Annotated in this window: 21 protein-coding genes and 1 riboswitch; of the genes, 11 read left to right on the forward strand and 10 right to left on the reverse strand. The window is 65.1% G+C overall.

Features of this window, described 5'->3' with window-relative positions; translation table 11 throughout:
• Nucleotides 1–6: 6 nt before the first annotated feature.
• Nucleotides 7–660, reverse strand: a complete 654-nt coding sequence (locus B6V72_RS01085) for a cbb3-type cytochrome c oxidase subunit II (RefSeq protein ID WP_088723379.1) — start codon at nt 658–660, stop codon at nt 7–9.
• Nucleotides 657–2,231 carry a cbb3-type cytochrome c oxidase subunit I gene (locus B6V72_RS01090; protein ID WP_240497667.1) on the reverse strand — a complete coding sequence of 525 codons (1,575 nt, stop codon included), beginning with the start codon at nt 2,229–2,231 and terminating at the stop codon, nt 657–659. Before B6V72_RS01090 ends, B6V72_RS01085 begins: the two co-directional genes overlap by 4 nt.
• A 633-nt stretch (nt 2,232–2,864) precedes the next feature.
• Here B6V72_RS01090 and B6V72_RS01095 point away from each other — a divergent pair.
• Both B6V72_RS01095 and B6V72_RS01100 read left to right on the forward strand, forming a co-directional pair.
• Nucleotides 2,865–3,194 carry a DUF202 domain-containing protein gene (locus tag B6V72_RS01095; protein WP_240496886.1) on the forward strand — a complete coding sequence of 110 codons (330 nt, stop codon included), beginning with the start codon at nt 2,865–2,867 and terminating at the stop codon, nt 3,192–3,194.
• A gap of 59 nt (nt 3,195–3,253) precedes the next feature.
• On the forward strand, nt 3,254–4,099 hold the full coding sequence (locus B6V72_RS01100) for a fumarylacetoacetate hydrolase family protein (RefSeq protein ID WP_075774974.1): 846 nt from the start codon (nt 3,254–3,256) through the stop codon (nt 4,097–4,099).
• A gap of 62 nt (nt 4,100–4,161) precedes the next feature.
• Here B6V72_RS01100 and kdsA read toward each other — a convergent pair whose 3' ends face one another.
• From kdsA to B6V72_RS01115, 3 genes are read right to left on the reverse strand one after another with little or no spacing between them, the layout of a single operon-like run.
• On the reverse strand, nt 4,162–4,995 hold the full coding sequence (kdsA, locus tag B6V72_RS01105; RefSeq protein ID WP_088718509.1) for a 3-deoxy-8-phosphooctulonate synthase: 834 nt from the start codon (nt 4,993–4,995) through the stop codon (nt 4,162–4,164).
• Between the two features lie 35 nt (nt 4,996–5,030).
• Nucleotides 5,031–6,836, reverse strand: a complete 1,806-nt coding sequence (locus tag B6V72_RS01110; protein WP_088734263.1) for a capsule biosynthesis protein — start codon at nt 6,834–6,836, stop codon at nt 5,031–5,033.
• The gene (locus B6V72_RS01115; RefSeq protein WP_075774971.1) at nt 6,820–7,473 is read right to left on the reverse strand and encodes an ATP-binding cassette domain-containing protein; all 654 of its coding nucleotides are present in this window, start codon (nt 7,471–7,473) and stop codon (nt 6,820–6,822) included. Before B6V72_RS01115 ends, B6V72_RS01110 begins: the two co-directional genes overlap by 17 nt.
• A gap of 155 nt (nt 7,474–7,628) precedes the next feature.
• Between B6V72_RS01115 and B6V72_RS01120 the strand changes: the two genes are divergently transcribed.
• Together B6V72_RS01120 and B6V72_RS01125 are read left to right on the forward strand one after the other, a co-directional pair.
• Entirely contained in the window at nt 7,629–8,210 is a 582-nt protein-coding gene (locus B6V72_RS01120; protein WP_088734265.1) for a uracil-DNA glycosylase family protein, read from the forward strand.
• Nucleotides 8,207–9,007 carry an SseB family protein gene (locus B6V72_RS01125; RefSeq protein WP_088734267.1) on the forward strand — a complete coding sequence of 267 codons (801 nt, stop codon included), beginning with the start codon at nt 8,207–8,209 and terminating at the stop codon, nt 9,005–9,007. The genes B6V72_RS01120 and B6V72_RS01125 overlap by 4 nt, the downstream gene beginning before the upstream one ends.
• A 51-nt stretch (nt 9,008–9,058) precedes the next feature.
• Here B6V72_RS01125 and B6V72_RS01130 read toward each other — a convergent pair whose 3' ends face one another.
• The 5 genes from B6V72_RS01130 to B6V72_RS01150 form a co-directional block, all read right to left on the reverse strand.
• Nucleotides 9,059–9,964 (reverse strand): formate/nitrite transporter family protein, encoded by a 906-nt coding sequence (locus B6V72_RS01130; RefSeq protein WP_143597854.1) that lies wholly within the window; start codon nt 9,962–9,964, stop codon nt 9,059–9,061.
• A 48-nt stretch (nt 9,965–10,012) separates the two neighbouring features.
• A complete protein-coding gene (locus B6V72_RS01135; RefSeq protein ID WP_088734269.1) occupies nt 10,013–10,990 on the reverse strand; it encodes a Gfo/Idh/MocA family oxidoreductase in 978 nt (325 codons plus the stop codon).
• Nucleotides 10,991–11,118: 128 nt separating this feature from the next.
• Nucleotides 11,119–12,018, reverse strand: a complete 900-nt coding sequence (rpoH, locus tag B6V72_RS01140; protein ID WP_075774967.1) for an RNA polymerase sigma factor RpoH — start codon at nt 12,016–12,018, stop codon at nt 11,119–11,121.
• Nucleotides 12,019–12,196: 178 nt separating this feature from the next.
• Entirely contained in the window at nt 12,197–13,639 is a 1,443-nt protein-coding gene (gene cls, locus B6V72_RS01145; protein WP_088718513.1) for a cardiolipin synthase, read from the reverse strand.
• A complete protein-coding gene (locus tag B6V72_RS01150) occupies nt 13,636–14,688 on the reverse strand; it encodes an RluA family pseudouridine synthase (RefSeq protein WP_088723383.1) in 1,053 nt (350 codons plus the stop codon). Before B6V72_RS01150 ends, cls begins: the two co-directional genes overlap by 4 nt.
• Here B6V72_RS01150 and B6V72_RS01155 point away from each other — a divergent pair.
• From B6V72_RS01155 to B6V72_RS01185, 7 genes are all read left to right on the forward strand, one after another.
• On the forward strand, nt 14,687–15,022 hold the full coding sequence (locus B6V72_RS01155; protein WP_075774964.1) for a DUF6476 family protein: 336 nt from the start codon (nt 14,687–14,689) through the stop codon (nt 15,020–15,022). The genes B6V72_RS01150 and B6V72_RS01155 overlap by 2 nt on opposite strands.
• On the forward strand, nt 15,012–15,509 hold the full coding sequence (gene ybeY, locus B6V72_RS01160; RefSeq protein ID WP_088734271.1) for an rRNA maturation RNase YbeY: 498 nt from the start codon (nt 15,012–15,014) through the stop codon (nt 15,507–15,509). The genes B6V72_RS01155 and ybeY overlap by 11 nt, the downstream gene beginning before the upstream one ends.
• A 188-nt stretch (nt 15,510–15,697) precedes the next feature.
• Nucleotides 15,698–16,438 (forward strand): hemolysin family protein, encoded by a 741-nt coding sequence (locus B6V72_RS01165; RefSeq protein ID WP_306461393.1) that lies wholly within the window; start codon nt 15,698–15,700, stop codon nt 16,436–16,438.
• 18 nt (nt 16,439–16,456) lie between these two features.
• A complete protein-coding gene (lnt, locus tag B6V72_RS01170) occupies nt 16,457–18,022 on the forward strand; it encodes an apolipoprotein N-acyltransferase (protein WP_088734273.1) in 1,566 nt (521 codons plus the stop codon).
• A gap of 10 nt (nt 18,023–18,032) precedes the next feature.
• Nucleotides 18,033–18,082: riboswitch (SAM-SAH riboswitch) on the forward strand.
• A gap of 7 nt (nt 18,083–18,089) precedes the next feature.
• Nucleotides 18,090–19,256 carry a methionine adenosyltransferase gene (gene metK, locus B6V72_RS01175; protein ID WP_088734275.1) on the forward strand — a complete coding sequence of 389 codons (1,167 nt, stop codon included), beginning with the start codon at nt 18,090–18,092 and terminating at the stop codon, nt 19,254–19,256.
• Between the two features lie 210 nt (nt 19,257–19,466).
• Nucleotides 19,467–19,913, forward strand: coding sequence for a DMT family transporter (locus B6V72_RS01180; protein ID WP_075774959.1), 447 nt, complete (start codon nt 19,467–19,469; stop codon nt 19,911–19,913).
• 33 nt (nt 19,914–19,946) lie between these two features.
• Entirely contained in the window at nt 19,947–20,693 is a 747-nt protein-coding gene (locus tag B6V72_RS01185; RefSeq protein ID WP_088734277.1) for a tRNA (guanine(46)-N(7))-methyltransferase TrmB, read from the forward strand.
• The last annotated feature ends 42 nt before the right edge of the window (nt 20,694–20,735 follow it).

A 20,735-nucleotide genomic window follows, 5' to 3' on the forward strand; every position in this document is an offset into this window, starting at 1 on the left:
GTCGTCTCAGTTCGAGGCCTTGGTGGCATCGGTCGCTTCGCGTTGCTTCTCGGCGATCAGCGCGTAGCCGTTGTCGCGCAGACCGTCCTTCGGCGGAGCGTATTGGCGTGTCATGCCTTGCAGATACGTCACGAGGTCGAGCGCATCCTGCTTGGCCACGATCACACCGGATTTTGGCGCGTATTTCGCGGGCAGCTTGACCACCACATCGTCAGGCCCGGCTTTGTCCTTATGCGTGAAGAGGTAGGGATAGGCGGGCATGATCGACCAGCTGGAGATCGCGCGGGGCTGATAGAGATGGGTCAGCTGCCATGCCTGAGAGGGCATGCGGTCGCCGATATCCATCAGGTCCGGCCCGGTGCGCATCGTGCCCAGCTGGTGAGGGGCGTCATAGGCGTAGTCGCCCGCGACCGAGGCCCGGCCCCAGCCGCGTTCGGCATCGGGGGCCTGTGCCAGCGAACGCGGCTGCTGCGAGTGGCAGTAGAGGCAGCCCAGTGAGACATAGACCTCACGGCCGCGCGCCTCGGCCTCGGTGTAAGGCTTGAGCCCCGTCGTCGGTCCCTGTGCGCTGATCTGCATGCCCGGCGCGATCACCAGGAACAGGGTCGCGAGCGCGAGGATCGCCAGCGCCGTGATTGCGAGAGGAAGATAGCGGTTCATTCTGCAGCCACCATGTTGTCGGTTTCGGTCTCACGGGTCTTCTTGGAAAAGCCGAGCGCAATGAGGTTGATCGCCAGCAGCACATGGCCCAGCGTCATCAGCCCGCCGCCGAGCGAACGGCCTTCGAGATAGGGCTTGAGCAGGGTCACGCTGTCGGCGAAGGGCTTCGTCGCATCGAGCTGGGCAAGGCCCTGCAGCACGCCGCCGATGGTCAGCGAGAAGAAGTAGATCGCGAAGCCGATCACGTTCAGCCAGAAATGCCATGCGATCATCCGCGGGAAGGGCCAGTATTTCCCGGTCGCGCGCGGCACGACCTGATAGATCACGCCCATCAGCACCAGCGACACGAAGGCATAGGCGCCCAGATGCGCGTGCGCCACCGTGTAATGGGTGAAGTGGGTGATCGTGTTGACCGAGCGCAGCGCCTCGATCGAGCCCTGGAACGAGGCCAGCGTGTACATCACCGCCCCGAAGGAGATGAAGCGTAGCGGGATCGACTCCTTGAGCGCCCAGAGATTGGCCGCCACCGTGACGTGCTGGTTGATCGCCACCGCGATCACGGGAACGAACATCATCACCGAATGGACGACCGAGAGCGTCACCAGCCAGGTCGGGACCGGGCCGCCGATCAGGTGGTGGATGCCGACCTGGCTGTAGAACAGCGCCAGCGCCCAGAAGCCAACCAGCGAGAGCGCGTAGGAATAGACCGGTTTGCCGATGATCTTCGGGATGAAGTAATAGGCCGCGCCCACGCCCAGCGGCGTCAACCAGAGGCCCAGCACGTTATGGGCGTACCACCAGTTCATCGTGGCCTGCTCGACCCCGTGATGGACGCCGGGAATGTTGGCGATGACGAACAGCACCGGGAACCAGAGCACCGCGGCGAGGAAATACCAGCCGGAGACGTAGATGTGATGGACGTTGCGGTGCTTCGCGGTCGCGATCAGAGGGGCCACGAAACAGGCTGCGCCGGCTGCGAGGACGATGTCGATCTGCCACGGGATCTCGAGCCATTCGAGCCCGTCGGTCCAGCCGTTCGCGATGGCGAACACGCCTGCGGCGAGGCCGATATTCCAAAGCACGATCCCGGTCTTCAGAAGGCCCGTCATGCGCAGTTCGGTGCGGAAGATACGCGGGAGGATCCAGCAGACGGCGGCGAGGCCGCCCTGGCTCGCCCAGCCATAGGCGACCGAGTTCAGGTGCACCGTGCGCATCCGCCCGAAGGTCATTTGCGCAGTTCCCGACATCAGATCGGGCAGGTGCAGTTCCAGCGAGGCGGCCAGCCCGTGCAGCGAGCCGTAGATCAGCCAGAACACCGCCGCCGCGATGAGCCACATCACGACGCTGGAGGAACTCGCGTCGATACCGGCGCGCGCCGCGTTGAAGTGGTGAGGGTCGTTCGGCGCGTCGGTATCCGCGCCCTCGCCGGGCTCGAAGATGGTCCGGGCATCGTCGGCGTCTGGCGTGTGGACCTGCTTGTTCGCGATCGCCCAGATCAGGATCGTCAACGCCAGTAGCGAGATGACGAAGCTTAGGGCGAGCAGCAGGCCGAGCGTTTCGGTGATTTGCATTGGCTGGCTCCGGTGTCAGGTTTGACCCGGGCCGAGCCGGTGCGACGCGTGGATGCTCGTCACTGTTCCATTCTCCCTTTAGCCCGGTCGGTCGGTTCTTGTTCACGTCGTTTTCACGAACAATGCATGGCGGAGTGATCTGTTCCAAACATTCAGATGTATGCAGATGTCGGGCGCACCGACGCCCGCCGAGGGACGATCACGACCATGTGGCGCGGGCGCCGGATGTTCGCGAGCGCCCAGAATGATGCAGTCACGGGGGCGCGACCACCTCACCTCACGCGATGATGATCTTGGTTGAACGAGCCGCTTGGAGAGCCTTCCTCTGCGGAAAGCGCACGCGCCAGCCGGGCCTTGTTTTTCGGGCGGAAATCCGCTGGCGGGACGCTCGCGAGGCGCTCCCGCAGCGCTGATCGGGGCAACGATCTCGTGATCCGCGGCTCACGATTGCCGTGAGATGAGTTGAAAGCGGGGCGGGGCTCCCCAAGGGGCAGGGCGGCAGACCGCTTCCAGGGATAGGGGAACCGATCGGGCCGCAGATGCGATTCCGATACAGGAGCGCGCGGTGCGCGCCGCCTTGCGTGGCGTGTCGCAGCGGATCGCGCGAGATGCGATGGAAAGGCAGGCTCGAGAGTGGCCGTGAACGAGAACTTCAAGGATCACGCCGCCAACGAGCGGACCTTCCTCGCGTGGCTCCGCACGGCCGTCGCGATCGTCGGGGTCGGGCTCACCGCGGCGAAGTTGACCCGGACGGATCTTCCGCAATGGTCCGATCTGGCGATGGTGCTGAGCGGCGGGGTCGTGGTGATCCTCGCCTTCGTGCGCATGCGGATGCTGCGCGCCGCGATCGAAAGCGGCAAGGCCCCGGACAGCCAAGGAACCAACTGGCCCGAGCTGGTGCTGTTTGCGCTGGTGATCGCGCTTCTGGTTCTGCTCGGGATTTTCATCCTGCATGTCACCTGACACTCTTGCATCTTCGTCGCCGCACAGGCTTGATGCCGCCAAATTATGGAGGACATTACATGAAACTTCTGCGTCACGGGCTTATCGGAGCCGAAAAACCGGGGCTGATGGACGGTCAGGGTGTGATCCGCGACCTGTCGGGCCAGGTCGCCGATATCGGGGGTGCGGTGCTCTCGGATGACGGGTTGGCGGCGATCGGCTCGCTGGACGTGTCCGAGCTGCCCGCCGTGCCCGAAGGCACGCGTCTGGGCGCGCCGATTGCGGGCATCGGGAAGATGATCTGCATCGGGCTGAACTATGCCGACCACGCTGCGGAATCGGGCGCGACGGTGCCGCCGGAGCCGCTGATCTTCATGAAGGCCACTTCCGCGATCCAGGGCCCGAACGATCCGATCGTGATTCCGCGCGGCGCCGAGCAGACCGACTGGGAAGTCGAGCTGGGCATCGTCATCGGCAAACCTGCGAAATACGTCTCGGAAGAGGATGCGATGGATTATGTCGCGGGCTACGTGCTCGCCAACGACGTGTCCGAGCGCAGCTACCAGAAGGACCGCTCGGGCCAGTGGACCAAGGGCAAGAGCTGCGACAGCTTTGGCCCGCTCGGACCGTATCTGGTGACGCGCGACGCGGTGGCCGATCCGCAGAAGCTGGCGATGAAGCTGAGCGTGAACGGCGAAGTGATGCAGAACGGCTCGACCGAGACGATGGTCTTCGGCGTGAAGAAGCTGGTCAGCTACCTCTCGCAATTCATGACGCTGCATCCGGGCGACGTGATCTCGACCGGGACCCCTCCGGGCGTCGCGATGGGGATGGAGACCCCGCGCTTCCTGCGGCCGGGCGATGTGGTGGAGCTGGAGATCGAAGGGCTGGGCCAGCAGCGCGCCGAGGTCGTGGCCGACGCCTGAGGCAGGTCTTTGCGAACAGGGCAGGGCGCGCGGGACACTCGCGCGCCCTTTCTCATACGCGATTACAGCCGGATTGGGTCGTCCTTGGCGATCCGGTCGAACTCCATCAGAGTCTGCACCAGCTTCGGCATCTGGTTGAGCGGAATCATGTTCGGCCCGTCCGAGGGCGCGCTATCGGGCGCCTCATGGGTTTCGATGAACACCCCCGCAATGCCCAGCGACACCGCCGCACGCGCCATCACCGGCGCGAATTCGCGCTGACCGCCAGAGGAGCCGCCCTGACCGCCGGGCTGCTGCACCGAATGGGTCGCGTCCATGATCACCGGGTAGCCGGTCTTCGCCATCTCGGGCAGGCCGCGCATATCGGCGACCAGCGTGTTGTAGCCGAAGGAGGTGCCGCGCTCTGTCAGCAGGATCTTCTCGTTGCCGGTGGAGGCGACCTTCTCGGCCACGTTGGGCATGTCCCACGGCGCGAGGAACTGGCCCTTCTTGATGTTCACGACGCAGCCGGTCTCGCCCGCGGCCAGCAACAGATCGGTCTGGCGGCACAGGAAGGCCGGGATCTGGATCACGTCGACGACGGCGCCTGCAATCCGGGCCTGTTCCGCGTCGTGGATGTCGGTCAGCACCGGGCAGCCGATCTCTGCGCGCACCTCTTCGAGGATCTTCAGTCCCGCGTCGATGCCGAGGCCGCGCTTGCCTTTGAGACTGGTGCGGTTGGCCTTGTCGTAGCTCGCCTTGAAGATGAACTGCGCGCCCGCCTGGTCGCAGGCGCGGGCCATTTCCTTCGCGATCATCATCGCATGGTCGCGGCTTTCGAGCTGGCACGGACCCGCGATCACCGTCAGCGGGCGGTCGTTCGAGACGGTCAGCCCGCCGATTTTCACGTCTTTCATTTCTCTCTCCGCAGCCTGTGACGGGCCGCTCTAGCTCAGCTCGAGACCTGCTCGCGCAGGACCGACGCTGTGAGCGACAGCATCAGATAGATGCCCGAGAAGATCAGGAAAGCCAACAGCGTGTTCTCGAAAGCGCGCGGATAGGTGGGCTCGTCCGGGGCGACGGGGCGTACGCCCATCTCCAGATAGCGCACCTGCTTGTTGGCCTCGATCCGGGCGGTTTCCATCTGTTGCGCGGCGGCAGAGAGCAGCATCTGGCGGGTCTGCAATTCGCCTTGGGCGATCTGCAACTGGCCGGTGACGGCGGCGAGCGACTCGCCCCCGGTGGCCTGGCGCCCCGCCGTGAGTTGGCCACGCGTCTTTTCGAGAAGCGCCTGGATGCGCCTGATGTCGCCCTGCACACCCGAAACCCGCGCCTGGTTGGGACGCGCATTGTCGAGCAGTTGGCCCAGCTCGAGCCGTTTCTGCTGCAACTGGTTTTCCAGATTGGCGACCTGGCCCATCACCACCGAGTTCTCGCTGACGGGATCGAGGACGCCGACCTTCTCCTGTAGCTGCTGCACCTTGGATTGCGCAGCGAACACCTTCGCCTCGGCATCCTGATAGCTTTCGCGCGCGCCCTTCATCTGGTCGTCGCGCAGCCGTGAAGTCAGCTGGTCCACCTGCTGTTCGGCATAGGAGATCAGTGACTCGGAGAATTGCTGCGATTTCTGCGGATCGGGGGCGATGACCTCCATCTTCACGATGCCCTCGGAAGGGTCGTAGCCGATCTCGACCATTTTCGAGTAGAGCCGGTAGGCCTGCTCGTCGGTGGCATCCTTCGGCAGGCGCTGAAGCGGGTCGATGCTCGGATCCTCGAAGATTTTCTTGAAACCCTGATCGCGGTCGAGCCGTTTCATGGCATCGCGCGACTGCAGATAGGATTGCACTGTCACCGAGTCCTGATTGGTGGCGAGCTGCGTGCCCGAGAAGAGCGACCCCAGCCCGGAATTGCCCAGCCCTTCGGCCTTCTGGATCACGAAGGCCGATTTCGTCGCATACATCGGCGTGGCCATCGCGAAATAGTAATAGGCGGCCATCAGCGTCGGCAGCACGACGAAGAAGCCCAGCCGCGCGCCCAGCAGCATCAGCTTGCGGCGGCGACGTTTGGCGATGTCGCGCTGGATGCGCAGGATCTCGACGGCGCGACGATCCTCGGTCATCACCTCGGTCGAGGGGAGCTGACCTTTCTTGATCGTCTGCGGCAGGTTCACGCGGGTATCCGCGCCCGGCCCGTCGGTCCGCGCCAGCGCCCGCGAAGTCGCTTCCGCCTCGCCGGGTTTCACCATCGCCACGATATTCGAGCGGTCGAACGGGTCGATCCCGCGGCGGCGCAGGAGCAGCACGGCCTCGAAATCGGAACTGGCCTGCACGCCGTGTTTCTGCGCCATCCGGCGGGCGAGGCGCAACTGGCGGCCGGTCAGCCCCTCGGCGCGGATCGCGTCGATTTCTTCCTCGGGGGTGCGCTGGCCCGCATCGATCACCTCGGCGCCGTTGCGCTCCGCCGTCGGGAATTTCTGATCGCCGAACCCGTCATCCTGCGGCTCGAACATGCTGGAGGGATCGCTGTCTCTGTGCCGCCGTTGACGTTGCCGTTGCGGTTCCGGCGCGTCGGAAGAGGGTGCGGCTTGCGCGGCGGAGGCCGCAGAGGCGTTGGAGGCGCGCGGCGTGGTCGGCTCTCCCGTCGTCCCGGGGCCCGATTTCAGCGGCATCGCCCCCAGCTGCAGCGAGCCGTCGCTCCCCGTGATCACCGGCCCATCGCGGCGGATACGGAATTTCGGGGCCTTAGGACTGGTAGTCATACAACCGCTTCGCTTCTTCAAGAGTGTCGAACTGGTAAAGTTGCCCGTCGCGCAGCACCGCCGCACGATTGCAGAATTTCTCGATCGTGGAGGGTTGGTGCGAGACCACGACCACGGTGGAATTGCGCAGCCGGTCGCGCAGGATCGAGCCGGCCTTGCGGTTGAACTCCACATCGGTGGTCGAGGGCATCCCCTCGTCGATCAGGTATATGTCGAATTCCAGCGCGAGCAGCAGGGAAAAGGTGAACCGCGCGCGCATCCCCGAACTGTAGGTGCCCACGGGCTGGTCGAAATATTCCGCGATCCCGGTCAGCCAGCGCGAGAAGGCCTCGACATAATCGGGATCGAGCCCGTAGAGCCGCGCGATGAAGCGGGCGTTTTCGCGCGCCGAATGTTTCGAGACGACGCCGCCCATGAAGCCCAGCGGGAACGAGACCCGGCTGGTGCGGCGAATCTCGCCCTCGTCGGGCTTTTCGAGCCCTGCCATCATGTTGATGATCGTGGTCTTGCCGGTGCCGTTGGGCGCGAGAATGCCGAGGCTCTGGCCCAGCTCCACGCGGAAGCTGGCGCGTTCGAGGATCACCTTGCGCTGCTTGCCGGTCCAGAAGGATTTGGAGACGTTCTCGAATACGATCATTACTTTTTGGCCCGGGTCTCCATCTGTGCGCGCCTCGCCACTAAATCACGGGGGCAGCAGTGTGAGAACCCGCCTAACCTTGGATTTGGGCAGCATTATGTTCAGTTGTGGGAGGGTTATGCAATGACGAACACATTGACACTAGAGGAGAAACGATGACCCGCCCCGTGCAAGACGAGATCCGCGACTGCCGCCTTTGCGCGGCGCGGTTCCGCGCGACCGCGACCGGCCATTCGCCGCGTCCCGTCGCGTGGTTCGCCGCCGGCGCACGCGTGCTGATCGTGGGGCAGGCGCCGGGAATCCGGGTGCACGAGACCGGCGTGCCGTTCAACGATCGCTCGGGCGACCGGCTGCGCGACTGGATGGGCGTTGATCGCGAGACCTTCTACGACGTCTCGCGCATCGCGATCGCGCCGATGGCGTTCTGCTTTCCGGGCTATGATGCGAAGGGGTCCGACCTGCCGCCGCCCGCAATCTGCGCCCAGACGTGGCGCGACCGGGTGATGGAGGAAATCGGCCCGGTCGATCTGACGCTTCTTGTGGGCGGCGCCGCGCAGCGCTGGCATCTGGGTACACGCAACGTGACGCAGGCCGTGCTGGGCTGGCGGGACCACGCGCCGCGCCTCTTCCCCTTGCCTCATCCGTCTTGGCGCAATACGGGATGGCTGAAGAAAAACCCGTGGTTCGAGGCCGACCTGCTGCCGGTCCTGCGCACCCGGGTGAAGGAGCTGACATGACCCCCTATGACCGCGCCCATGCCGCGATGGAAGCCGAGCCGGAGAACGAGGCCAAGCGCCTTGCCGTGTTCGACCGTCTCGCCGATGCCGAGCTGTTCCTGCTGCTCGAAGAAGAGCCCGAGGACGAAAACATCAAGCCGCAGGTGTTCTCCACCGAAGAGGGCGAGTTCGTTCTCGTCTTCGATACCGAAGACCGTCTCGGCGAATTCGCGGACGGGCCGCAGCCCTACGCGGCGCTGCCGGGCCGGGTGATCGCGCAGCATCTGGTGGGCGAGAATATCGGGCTGGGCGTCAATCTCGGTGTTGCGGAATCGGCGATGCTGTTGCCGCCCGAGGCGCTGGACTGGCTGACCGAGACGCTCGCGCATACGCCGTTGGAGGCGCAGGGCCGTCCGGTGGAATTCACCGCTCCGGGCCTGTCGCCCGCAGTGATCGCGCTGCTGTTGCCCGCCTTCGAGGCCAAGCTGGACCAGCTTGCCGGGATCGCGCAGGCTGCCGTGCTGGGCGGCGTCACCTACGAGGACGGCCACCGGGGCCATGTGCTCGCGGTGATCGGCGCGCATGAGCATTTCCGCGCGGGTATCGCCAAGGCAATGGGCGAGGCGCTGACCTTCTCGGGGCTGGATGCGGGCGAGTTGGACGTGACCTTCCTCGAGCCCGAGGACAAGGCCGCGCAGCTTCTGCTGGACAAGGGGCTCGTGCTGCATGTCCCCGAGCCGGTCGAGGAAGAGGTGCAGGAACTCCGCCCCGGTTCCGCCCCCGGCATGGATCCGAGCAAGCCGCCGAAGCTGCGCTGAGGCGCGCCCGGCGGTTTTCGCATATGGTTTGAAAAACTCGGTCGGGGCGGCTCAGGACTCGTCGTCTGCCTCGTCGTGCTCGCCGATCACCTCGTTCTTCACCTGACCCCATGTCAGCAGCGTGAAGACCGCCGTGCCGCCCGCGACATTGCCTGCGAGAACCGGGAAGAAAAACCGGCTGATCGCCTCGGTCAGGCTCATATGGCCGCTCCAGACAAGCAGCCCCGCCTCGACCGAGCCCGCGACGACGTGCGCAGAGCCCGAGGCCGCGAGCAGCCATGTCATCGCGAGGATCACGAGGAACGAACTGCCCTGCGCCGCGGGCATGATCCACACCACGGCGGCGATGATGATGCCCGCCGGCATCGCGCGGTAGAAGTTCTGTCCCATGTCGCCGTCGGTCGCGTGGCGCGCCACGGCCAGCAGGCTGTCGGTCATCTCGTTGGGGATGACATGGGGAATGCTCAGGAACCCCGAGGCGATCGCGCAGCCAAGAATGTTCGACGCAAGCACGATCGCCCAGAGCCGCAGCATTTTCAGCAGGCATGTCAGCGACCGTTCGGCCACCACCGGCAGGACGGTGGTGATCGTGTTCTCGGTGAACAGCTGCATCCGCCCGAAGATCACCACCATGAACCCGGCCGAATAGCCGAGGGACTCGACCAGTATCCGCCAGCTTTCGTCGGGCAGACGCGCATGCAGGCTCGCCTGCGCGATGACCGAGAGGCTGATCAGGATGCCCGCCGCGAGCCCCGACCACACGAGAGAGGTGAGCGGGCGGTTCAGCTCTTCGTCGCCGTCATGCCGGATCACGGCGTAGATCAACCGCGCGGAGAGGCGCGAGGCTTGCTTCACCGAGCGCTCCTCGTGCCGTTCGCGCACGGCGTTGTTCTGGGCTTTTCCGCTGCCGTTGTCGGACCCGCCCTGCGCGTCACTTTGGGAACTGTCTGATTTCATTCGTGCTGAACCCCGTCACGCGTGCTTTGTTCCCTGTGCGAGCCTGCGCTATCCCTGTTCGCTGGCGAACACCTTGTCGATCATCGCCTGTGTGCCGCGCGCATCTTCAAGTGTCCACGCATAGGGCGCGCCCTCGGTGACATGACGCACGAAGGCCTCCACCTGGATCACATATTGATTCACGCCCGGGTAGCGGACCACCTCGTCCGGCTTGCCCTTGCGGATCAGCGTGACCTCCGCCTGATCGAAGACATTCGCGTTGAACGGGCAGGTGAGGCGGATCAAACCTTCGGAGCCCTGGAAGACCGCTTCCTGGCGCGGATGCAGCCGGGTCGAGGTCAGCGCGCCATAGGTGAAGCGGCCCTTGTCGCTGACCATCTCGCCCGTGACCTGCGTGAACGTGTCGACATCGTTCTCGCGATGGATGACGGCGCGCAGATCGCCCGGATCGGCCCGGGCTGCGAAGCGCACGCAGGAATAGGCATAGACGCCGATATCGGGGATCGAGCCGCCACCCGTCTCCGGCTTGTTGCGGATATTGGTGGGGTCGGGGTTGTTGAAGGTGAAGGCCACATCGGCGTGGCGCAGCTCTCCGATTGCACCCGCATCGAGCCAGTCGCGCACCTGCCGCCATTGCGGGTGATGCACGATCATGTAGGCCTCGGTCGCGAACTTGCCGGCGGCGTCGCGCGCTTCGATCAGCCCGTCGATCTCCTCGGCCTTCATCGCGATCGGCTTTTCCGTCAGCACATGCTTGCCTGCCGCCAGCGCCTTCTTCGTCCACTCGACATGGAGCGTGTTGGGCAGCGGGATATAGACTACGTCGATGCCGGGGTCGGCGAGCAGCGCATCATAGCTGTCATGGACCTTAAGATCGGGCGCGAAGGCCTTGAAGGGATCGGCTTTTTCGGGGCTCGACGTCGCGAGCGCCGCCAGCCGCGCGCCCTCGGCCGCGTGGATCGCCCGGCCCATATGCTCGCGCGCAAATTTCGCGGCGCCGAGGATTCCCCAGTTCAACACCTGCATCGTCTCTCTCCCTCTTTTCGTGCTCGTATCCGGGGCGAAGGTAATGCTTATGCGGCGCGGCGCAAAGAAAATCGCCGCCCCCGGAAAGGGAGCGGCGACATACTTTCGCACTCGTTACTGTTCGCGGGTTACGCGGGCACGTTCATGCCTTTTTCCCGTGCCAGTTCGGTCATGCGCTTCTGCAGCTTCTCGAAGGCGCGCACCTCGATCTGGCGGATACGCTCGCGCGAGACGTCATAGACGCCCGAGAGTTCCTCCAGCGTGACGGGATCGTCGCGCAGGCGGCGCTGCATCAGGATGTCCTTCTCGCGGTCGTTGAGAACGTCCATCGCGTCCATCAGCATCTCGCGGCGGGCTTCCATCTCCTCGGTCTCGGCATAGGCCTCGGCCTGATCGGCATCCTCGTCTTCGAGCCAGTCCTGCCACTGCGCGGCCCCGCCTTCGTCACCCGCGCCGATCTGTGCGTTCAGCGAGGCGTCCGAGCCCGACATCCGCCGGTTCATCGAGATCACTTCTTCCTCGGTCACGTTCAGATCGGACGCGATCTGTTTGACGTTCTCGGGACGCATATCGCCGTCTTCATAGGCGCCGATCTTGGACTTCGCCTTGCGGAGGTTGAAGAACAGCTTCTTCTGCGCGGAGGTGGTGCCCAGTTTCACGAGGCTCCACGAGCGCAGGATGTACTCCTGGATCGCGGCGCGGATCCACCACATAGCGTAGGTCGCGAGGCGGAAGCCCTTCTCGGGATCGAAGCGCTTCACGGCCTGCATCAGACCGACATTCGCCTCCGAGATCACCTCGGCCTGCGGCAAGCCGTAACCGCGATAGCCCATCGCGATCTTCGCGGCGAGACGCAGGTGCGACGTCACCAACTGGTGCGCGGCATCGGTGTCCTGGTGGTCGGCCCAGCTCTTGGCCAGCATATATTCCTGTTCCGGCTCCAGAAGCGGGAACTTCCGGATCTCCTGAAGGTAGCGGTTCAGCCCCTGCTCAGGACTCGGGGCCGGAAGGTTCGTGTAGCTCGTCATCGTCTCCCATGTCTCCCTTTTGGCGGCTGCTCAATATGGGGATCGCCCCCCGTTCTTTCAAGAAACGCAAGGCAGTGCGGATTGGTTCACCGAAAGCCGCCCTGACGCAGTCGCATAGAAAGATCAACGTATCGTAACGGGATTTCCGTCGCGGATGTGTAAAAAAACATCTGACGCTTCACAAGATCGGCGCGAGCACCGACATCAGGTTGTTGATGATTTTCCAGTGCAGGGGCCATTCCGCGATCCGCTCCGGTCCGACGCGGCGGGCCTGCGCGATCCAGTGGCGCTGGCGTTCGCCCAGTTCGAGACCGAGTTCGTGGTCCTCGATCAGCACGCAATTCTCGTAATTCAGCTCGAAGCTGCGGCGGTCGAGATTGGCCGAGCCGAGGATCGCGACGCGGCCATCGGCCAGCAGTGTCTTGGCGTGCAGCAGCCCCGGCCCGTGCTCCCAGATCTCGACGCCCGCCTCGGCCAGCACCGGGTAGAAGCTGCGCGCGGCATGGGCGACGAAGCGCGAGTCGTTGCGCCTCGGCACGATCACCTGCACCCGCACCCCCCGGCGCTTGGCGGCGCGCAGGGCGGAGGCGATTTCCTCGCCCGGCACGAAATAGGGGGTGGAGAGGGTCAGCGTCTCGCGCGCGGCCCCGATCACCGCAAGGAACACATCCGGCACCCCGCGCGTGTCCAGCATCGGCCCCGTGGCGAAGGCGACCGCCGTTCCGGGCCGCGCGGTCGGCGCGGCGGGAGTGGGGATCACGAGGTCCGAGATTTCCTCCCGGCTATGCGTCACCCAGTCGGTCGCGAAGATGTGCTGGTGCTGGGCGGCGAGCGGCCCCTCGATCCGCAGCATGACATCCTTCCACGGCGCGAAGCGCGCCTTGATGCGGAACTCCGGGTCGGCGATGTTGCGCGAACCGGTATAGGCCACATGCCCGTCGATCACGGCGAGCTTGCGGTGGTTGCGCAGGTCGATCCGCATCGTCGCGAGCTTGAACAGCGGCCAGCGGAAGGAAAAGGCGATCGCGGTCTTCACTCCGGCCTTCTTCATCGCCTTCCAGTGGCGCGACTTGATGAAGCCGCGCGCGCCCAGCCCGTCGACGAGGACGCGCACGGTCACCCCGCGTTCGGCCGCGCGGGTCAGCGCCTCGGCCATCGCGATGCCGGTCAGGTCTGTCAGCCAGATATAGGTGATGAGGTGCACGCTTCGGGTGGCGGCGTCGATATCGGCGATCAGCGGTTCGAGCTGATCGGCAGGGTCGGGCAGGAAGGCGATGGCATCGCCGCTACTCGGCGCGTAGCCGTTGATCGCGGCGGCCCGGGCGAAGGCTGCGCGATAGGCCGGGGAGATGGCTTCGAGGTCTGCGGGCTCGACCGGATCGGGGGCGGGCAGGGCGGCGACCGTCGCCTGCAGCTTGCGCGCGACGCGCTGGTTGAGCCGCGTCTCCCCGATCAGGATATAGAGGATGACGCCGAGGAACGGCACCGACAGGATCAGCACCGTCCAGCTTGCGCGCACCGCGGGCGGCTTGTCGGGACGGGTGAACACGCGCAGCAGCGCGAGCGCCTGACTGCCGAAGTGAAACAGCAGCGTCAGAAGCTCCGCCCACCAGACGTTCACGGGGCGGTGCCGCCTGCAGGGGGCATGGAGGCGGCGCGCAGCGCGTCGATCAGGTCGGTCATGTCACCGGGCAGGGGCGCCTCGAAGGACAGTTCCTCTCCGGTGACGGGATGAACGAAGCCAAGCGTCGCCGCGTGGAGCGCCTGCCGCGGGAAGGCGCGCACGGCCTCTGCCGCAGCCGCGCCCACCGCTTTTTCCGAGATCTTGCGCTTGCCGCCATAGGTCTGATCGCCGATCAGCCCGTGACCCGCATAGGCCATATGGACGCGGATCTGATGGGTGCGCCCGGTCTCGAGCCAGCAATCGATCAGCGCCGCCGTTCCGTTGAAATCCTCGATCGTGCGGGCCCGGGTGACGGCATGCCGCCCGCCATGGGCCACCACCGCCTGTTTCTGCCGGTCGGTCTTGTGGCGGGCGAGTTGCGTGACGATCTTCAGCACGCCGCCTTGCTCGAAGCTGACGCCGTTCAGTCCGCGCAGCCGCGGATCGGAAGCCTGCGGGACGCCGTGGCAAAGCGCGCGGTAATGGCGATGAACCGTATGCGCCTCGAATTGCGCGGCGAGCCCGTGATGCGCCCGGTCCGATTTCGCGACGACGAGCAGCCCCGACGTGTCCTTGTCGATGCGGTGGACGATGCCGGGGCGCGCCTCGCCGCCGATCCCCGAGAGATTCCCGCCGAAATGGTGCAGCAGCGCGTTGACCAGCGTGCCTTCGGGCGTGCCCGGCGCGGGGTGGGTGACCATGCCCGCGGGCTTGTTCACGACGATCAGGTCGTCATCTTCCCACAGCACTTCCAGCGGAATGTCCTGCGCGACGGTCTCGACCTCTTTCGGAGGCTCCAGCGCGATCTGATAGACCTCGCCCTCGGCGACCTTGGTCTTCTGATCGGTCACGGCCACGCCCTCGCGGCTGACCGAGCCCTCCGCGATCAGTTTCGCCAGGCGCGAGCGCGAGAGCGCCGCTTCCTCTGGCACAGCCGCCGCCAAGGCCTTATCAAGGCGGGGACCCATGCCGGGTCCGATCTCGATGCTGAGGATTTCCTTATTCATGTCCGACCTGCCTGACGAAGAGCCTGCCACCACGCTGCCACCCGATCTTCGCTTTCTCAAGATACTGGTGACCACGCTTGCGGCGGTGATGATCGTCGGGCTTGTAGCGATCGTGGCGCTGCTTGTCATCCGCTTGCAGCAACCCAATCCGCTGCCGCAACTGCCCGCCGCGATCACGCTGCCCGAGGGCGCACAGGCCGAGGCCGTGACCTTCGCGCGCAACTATACTGTGGTGGTGACCGATGGGGGGCAGGTGTTGGTCTATGACAAGGCCGGGCAGAAGGTGGGCGATCTGACGCTTGGCACGGAGGGCGGGAATTCCGATGGAAATTGACCTCGAGATCGAAGACCCCCGCTGGGAGACGGTCGGGCTCGAAGACCTGATGATCCGCGCCGCGTCACTGGTGCTGGAGGATCGCGGAATCGAGACGGAGCTCTGCCGCCTCTCGGTGCTCGCCTGCGACGATGCGCGCATCGCCGAGCTGAACGGCGAATATCGCGACAAGGCGAAGCCCACCAATGTGCTCAGCTGGCCCGCCGAAGAACGCGGCGCGGAAGAGCCCGGCGCGCATCCCGAACCGCCCGCGCCCGATGTCTTCGGTGAGATCGAGCTCGGCGACCTCGCGATCGCCTATGAAACCTGCGCCCGGGAGGCCGAAGAACAAGGCAAATCCGTCGAAGATCACGCGCTGCATCTGCTCATCCATGCGGTGCTGCACCTGTTGGGCTATGACCATATTCGCGACGAAGATGCGCAAGTTATGGAACAAATCGAAATCCGGCTTCTTGAAAGCGTAGGAATTCGTAACCCATATGTGTAAGACTAGGCGCATTCCGCGTCATCTTTCGGAAAGGAACAATGGGACAGGTCGCCGACGGAGTTACCTCCGCCAATACCGGTAGTTCGGAAAACGCAGAACCCGGTCAGTCTTCGGAGCCCGCTTCGCGCGGGTTGCTCAGCCGCTTTTTCGGGCAACGCCCAATGGAAGAAGAGGCCCCACAGGTAGAAATGCCGCCCAAACCCGCGCCAGCGCCGCTGGGGCTGGGGAACCTGCGCAAGATGCGGGTGGGCGATGTCGCCATTCCCAAAGTCGAGATCGAGGCCGTTCCGGTCTCCATCACCCGCGACGAGCTGGTGGAGAAGTTCCGCCAGCACGGCTATTCGCGCCTGCCGGTCTTCAAGGAAACGCTGGATACGCCTCTGGGCCTCGTCCACCTGAAAGACCTGGCGCTGGAATACGGCTTCGGATCGGGCAATGGCCGGTTCTCGCTGCGCAAGCTGATCCGTCCGCTCCTTTACGTGCCGCCGTCGATGCCGATCGGCGTGCTCTTGCAGAAGATGCAGGTGCAGCGCACCCATATGGCGCTGGTGATCGACGAATATGGCGGGGTCGACGGTCTGCTCACGCTCGAAGACCTGATCGAACAGGTGATCGGCGAGATCGAGGACGAGCATGACGAGGCCGACGACGCTTATTGGCGCGAGGAAAAGCCCGGCCAATGGGTCGTGCAGGCCCGCGCGCCGGTCAACGAGTTCGAAGCGCAGATCGGGATGCGGCTCTCCGACGAGGAGGCCGATGACGAGATCGATTCGATGGGCGGTCTGGTTTTCATGCAGCTTGGCCGGGTGCCCGCGCGCGGCGAGGTCGTGGTGACCGAGAACGGCGTCGAATACGAGGTGGTCGATGCCGATCCGCGCCGGATCAAACGTCTGCGCGTGCGTCTGCCGGGAGTGGCGCCCGCCGAGTGAGCGGGCTATGACGCGCCCATGATCGCGACCATCCGAGAGGGCTTTCGCGCACCGTTGCGCCCGCGCTGGCAGAGCTTGGCTCTGGCAGCACTTTTCGGTGTGCTGTTCGCCGCCGGGCAGGCGCCGCTCGGTCTGTGGTGGATCGCGCTGCCCGCGCTGGCGGCCTCAGTCTGGTTCGCCTCCGCCGAACGCTGGCGCGCCTCCACGATCTGGATCGGGTTCGCCACCGGCTTCGGCTATGCGCTGGCCGCGATGTTCTGGATCGTCGAGCCTTTCATGGTCGAGGCCGATGTCTATGGCTGGATGGCGCCTTTCGCGCTGGTCCTGATGGCCGCAGGGATGGGCGCATTCTGGGCGATCGGATACGGGCTCGGGGCCTATGCGGGGCAGGGGCCGCGCTCGCGTGCGCTCGGGATCGCGCTTGGCATGGCGGCTTCGGATGCGCTGCGCTCCTACGTCTTCACCGGGTTTCCGTGGGTGCTGGTCGGCCATATCTGGATCGGCTCGCCCGTCGCGCAGGCGGCGGCCTTTGTCGGGCCGCTGGGGCTGAGCCTGATCACCTTGCTGATCGCGAGCGCACCCGCGATGACGCGCGGGATGCGGATGCCTGCCGCCCTCGGAATCGTGGGCGCGGCGCTGGTCGTGCTGGTCGGGCTGTGGCTCGGCGGGGTGGCGCGGCTCAACGCGCCGGTGGCGCCGAGGCCCGAGCCGATCACCCTGCGTCTGGTGCAGCCCAATGCGCCGCAGAACCTGAAGTGGCTGCCGCAATACCGGATGAAATTCTTCCAGCGCCTGCTGGACCTGACGAAGGCCGATCCCGCGCCCGGTCAGCCCAAGCCCGACCTGATCGTCTGGCCCGAGACGGCGGTGCCTTTCCTGCTCGACCATCCGCAGGGCGGGCTGGAGATGTCGACCGAGGCGGCGAATGGCATCCCGCTCGCGATGGGGGTGCAGCGCAGTGAAGGCAGCCGCTATTTCAATTCGCTCGCCGTCATCACCCCCGATGACCGGATCGAGGCGCTTTACGACAAATCCCATCTCGTGCCGTTCGGCGAATACATGCCCTTCGGCGATGCGCTGGCGAAGATCGGGATCACCGCCTTCGCCGCACAGGTCGGCAATGGCTATTCGTCCGGGCCGGGGGAGAAGCTGCTCGATCTGGGCAAGCTCGGCCATGTTGCGCCGCTGATCTGCTACGAGGCGATCTTCCCGCAGGATCTGCGCGGCTTCCCGCAGCGGCCCGACTGGATCTTGCAGGTCACGAATGACGCGTGGTTCGGCACGCTCAGCGGGCCCTATCAGCATTTCGCGCAGGCGCGGCTCCGCGCGATCGAACAGGGCCTGCCGCTTGCGCGCGACGCCAATACCGGGGTCACTGCGATGATCGACGCCAAGGGGCGGATCACGGCGAGCCTCGGACTCGACCGGATGGGCAAGCTCGACGTGGCGCTGCCGCCAAGCCTGCCGCCGACGCTCTATTCCAAGCTGGGCGACGCACCGTTCATCGCGCTGATTGTTGCAGCTTTGGCGCTTCTTTCACTCTTTACGCGTATTTCGATTGACCCGACCGGCAGGCGCTCCTAGCTAGAAAGCCGAACCACCCCAACGGCTTCCTGACGGGGTGGGGATATCAACAACGGAGCACCCTTTCATGGCACGCGCGAATTACGTCTTCACCTCCGAATCCGTTTCGGAGGGGCACCCCGATAAGGTCTGTGACCGGATTTCGGATGCCGTTCTCGATACTTTCCTGGCTGCAGAGCCCAACGCGCGGGTCGCCTGCGAAACATTCGCGACGACCAATCAGGTCGTGGTCGGTGGCGAGGTCGGTCTGGCCGATAAAACCAAGCTTGCCGAATATCTCGAAGGCATCGACAAGATCGTGCGCGATTGCGTCAAGGATATCGGCTACGAGCAGGACGAGTTCCACTGGGCGACGCTGAAAGTCGCGAACTTCCTGCACCCGCAATCTGCCCATATCTCTCAGGGCGTCGACAAGGACGGGGCCGGCGATCAGGGGATCATGTTCGGCTTCGCCGCCGACGAGACCCCCGAATTGATGCCCGCGCCGATCCATTATTCGCACGCGATCCTGCGCCGTCTGGCCGAAGCGCGCAAATCCGGCGCCGAGCCCGAGCTGCGCCCCGACGCGAAATCGCAGCTGTCTGTGCGCTACGAGAATGGCCGCCCCGTCGGCGTGAGCCAGATCGTGCTCTCGACCCAGCATGCCCACGAGCATCAGACCTCGGATGATATCCGCGCGATCGTCGAGCCTTACATCCGCGAGACGCTGCCCGACGGCTGGATCACCGACGAGACCGAATGGTGGGTGAACCCGACCGGCACCTTCGTGATCGGCGGTCCGGATGGCGATGCGGGCCTCACCGGGCGCAAGATCATCGTGGACACCTATGGCGGCTCGGCCCCGCATGGCGGCGGAGCGTTCTCGGGCAAGGACCCGACCAAGGTGGACCGTTCGGCGGCCTATGCGGCGCGCTATCTGGCGAAGAACGTGGTGGCGGCAGGTATGGCGCGCAAATGCGTGATCCAGGTGTCCTACGCGATCGGCGTGGCGAAACCGCTGTCGATCTATGTCGACACGTTCGGCACCGGCGAAGTGCCCGACGAGGTGATCGAGAAAGCCGTGGCGCAGGTGATGGACCTGACGCCGAAAGGCATCCGCGAGACGCTCGATCTGTGCAAGCCGATCTACGAGCGCACCGCGGCCTATGGCCATTTCGGTCGCGCCCCGGAGGCCGATGGCGGCTTCTCCTGGGAGAAGACCGATCTGGTCGAGGCGCTGAAGAAAGCGGTCTGAGGCGAGAGCTTTCAGGAATTTGCGACGGGCAGGGGGAACCTCTGCCCGTTTGCTTTTGCGGGGATGGTGCTGAGCGGCGGGTGCGGCCTTGAGGCTGGTCGTCCAACGCGGTTCGTGCGCGCAGACGAGCAGACCGAACGCTTCGCGATCCAGCTTGCGCCTTCCGACCTTCCGCGCCACTCTCCGCCGCAAAACAACAGGAGACAGACCATGCCCGACGCCCTGCGCTATGCCGCCATCATGCTTGCCGCCGGGATCGGGATTCCGGTGCTGGCCGCGCTCAACGCCCAGCTTGGCGCGCGGATCGCATCGCCTGCGGTCGCGGCGGTCGTCCTGTTCTGCGTGGCGCTGTCGGGGGCGGTGATCGTGATGCTCTTCACCGTCGGTCCCGCGCCGCTCGCACGTCTGCCGGGGCAGCCTTGGTATCTGTTTCTCGCGGGGCTCCTCGTTGCCTTCTACGTGATCTCGATCACCTTCATCGCGCCGAAATTCGGGGTCGGCAATGCGGTGTTCTTCGTGCTGCTGGGCCAGATGATCGCCGCCGCCGCGATCGACCAGTTCGGACTGTTTGGCGCGTTGGTCCGGCCGATCACTCTGATGCGCGGGGCGGGGATCGGCTTCATGTGCTTGGGGCTGTTCCTCATTCAGAAGGCTTGAACCTTTCGAGAGACGCCGCTAGAGGCCCCTCCCATGAGCGAGAATGACACCCCCGAACAGCCCTGGCGCAACTTCTATGGTCGCCGCCACGGCAAGACGTTGAACAAGGCGCAGAAGGAATATCTGCGCGAGGACCTGCCGGGCCGTCTGCCCGGTCCCGTCGGTTGGGAGGAGAACCCCGACCGCGAGCCGCTCGACATGGAGACGCGGTTCAAGGGCAAGCCGGTCTGGCTTGAAGTGGGTTTCGGCGGGGGCGAACATCTCGCCCACATGGCGCAGACCTATCCGGACGTGGAATTCATCGGCTGCGAGCCTTTCGTCAATGGCGTGGCGATGCTCTTGGGTAAGCTGCGGCGCGAGAAAATACCGAATGTCTCGGTCCATCCCGGCGATGCGCGCGACCTGATGGATGTGCTGCCCGAGGGCTCGATCTCGAAGGCGTTTCTCCTCTATCCAGACCCGTGGCCGAAATCGAAGCACCATCGTCGGCGCTTCGTGACGCAGGAGCATCTCGAACCGCTGCACCGCGCGCTGAAACCGGGATCGGATTTCCGCGTGGCGACCGACATCCCCGACTATGTCCGCCAGACGGTCGAAGAAGTCCCGCAGGCCGGATTTGAGCCGCTGTTCGAGGTGCCCGCCGCCTTCGATTTCGACGATCCGCAGCCGGTTTCCGGCGATTGGGATACACCGTGGGCGGACTGGCTCTCGACGCGCTACGAACAGAAAGCGCTGCGTGAGGGCCGCAAGCCGCATTACCTGACCTATCGGCGGATCTGAGCCCTTCCGCCTCCCGCCAGATCGCGCTAACAGGGGCGCGTT

The organism is Thioclava sp. F34-6, assembly GCF_002213235.1.
GTDB lineage: Bacteria > Pseudomonadota > Alphaproteobacteria > Rhodobacterales > Rhodobacteraceae > Thioclava > Thioclava nitratireducens.

Excerpts from the sequence above, each read along its gene's own strand:
- B6V72_RS01130 (WP_143597854.1), bottom strand. The coding sequence starts at position 9,964 with ATGAAATCAGACAGTTCCCAAAGTGACGCGCAGGGCGGGTCCGACAAC.
- ybeY (WP_088734271.1), top strand. The coding sequence starts at position 15,012 with ATGGAAATTGACCTCGAGATCGAAGACCCCCGCTGGGAGACGGTCGGG.
- rpoH (WP_075774967.1), bottom strand. The coding sequence starts at position 12,018 with ATGACGAGCTACACGAACCTTCCGGCCCCGAGTCCTGAGCAGGGGCTG.
- B6V72_RS01100 (WP_075774974.1), top strand. The coding sequence starts at position 3,254 with ATGAAACTTCTGCGTCACGGGCTTATCGGAGCCGAAAAACCGGGGCTG.
- B6V72_RS01125 (WP_088734267.1), top strand. The coding sequence starts at position 8,207 with ATGACCCCCTATGACCGCGCCCATGCCGCGATGGAAGCCGAGCCGGAG.
- B6V72_RS01150 (WP_088723383.1), bottom strand. The coding sequence starts at position 14,688 with ATGAATAAGGAAATCCTCAGCATCGAGATCGGACCCGGCATGGGTCCC.
- B6V72_RS01185 (WP_088734277.1), top strand. The coding sequence starts at position 19,947 with ATGAGCGAGAATGACACCCCCGAACAGCCCTGGCGCAACTTCTATGGT.
- kdsA (WP_088718509.1), bottom strand. The coding sequence starts at position 4,995 with ATGAAAGACGTGAAAATCGGCGGGCTGACCGTCTCGAACGACCGCCCG.
- B6V72_RS01110 (WP_088734263.1), bottom strand. The coding sequence starts at position 6,836 with ATGACTACCAGTCCTAAGGCCCCGAAATTCCGTATCCGCCGCGATGGG.
- B6V72_RS01135 (WP_088734269.1), bottom strand. The coding sequence starts at position 10,990 with ATGCAGGTGTTGAACTGGGGAATCCTCGGCGCCGCGAAATTTGCGCGC.
- B6V72_RS01180 (WP_075774959.1), top strand. The coding sequence starts at position 19,467 with ATGCCCGACGCCCTGCGCTATGCCGCCATCATGCTTGCCGCCGGGATC.
- B6V72_RS01120 (WP_088734265.1), top strand. The coding sequence starts at position 7,629 with ATGACCCGCCCCGTGCAAGACGAGATCCGCGACTGCCGCCTTTGCGCG.
- B6V72_RS01085 (WP_088723379.1), bottom strand. The coding sequence starts at position 660 with ATGAACCGCTATCTTCCTCTCGCAATCACGGCGCTGGCGATCCTCGCG.
- B6V72_RS01090 (WP_240497667.1), bottom strand. The coding sequence starts at position 2,231 with ATGCAAATCACCGAAACGCTCGGCCTGCTGCTCGCCCTAAGCTTCGTC.
- B6V72_RS01115 (WP_075774971.1), bottom strand. The coding sequence starts at position 7,473 with ATGATCGTATTCGAGAACGTCTCCAAATCCTTCTGGACCGGCAAGCAG.
- lnt (WP_088734273.1), top strand. The coding sequence starts at position 16,457 with ATGATCGCGACCATCCGAGAGGGCTTTCGCGCACCGTTGCGCCCGCGC.
- B6V72_RS01155 (WP_075774964.1), top strand. The coding sequence starts at position 14,687 with ATGTCCGACCTGCCTGACGAAGAGCCTGCCACCACGCTGCCACCCGAT.
- B6V72_RS01165 (WP_306461393.1), top strand. The coding sequence starts at position 15,698 with ATGCCGCCCAAACCCGCGCCAGCGCCGCTGGGGCTGGGGAACCTGCGC.
- metK (WP_088734275.1), top strand. The coding sequence starts at position 18,090 with ATGGCACGCGCGAATTACGTCTTCACCTCCGAATCCGTTTCGGAGGGG.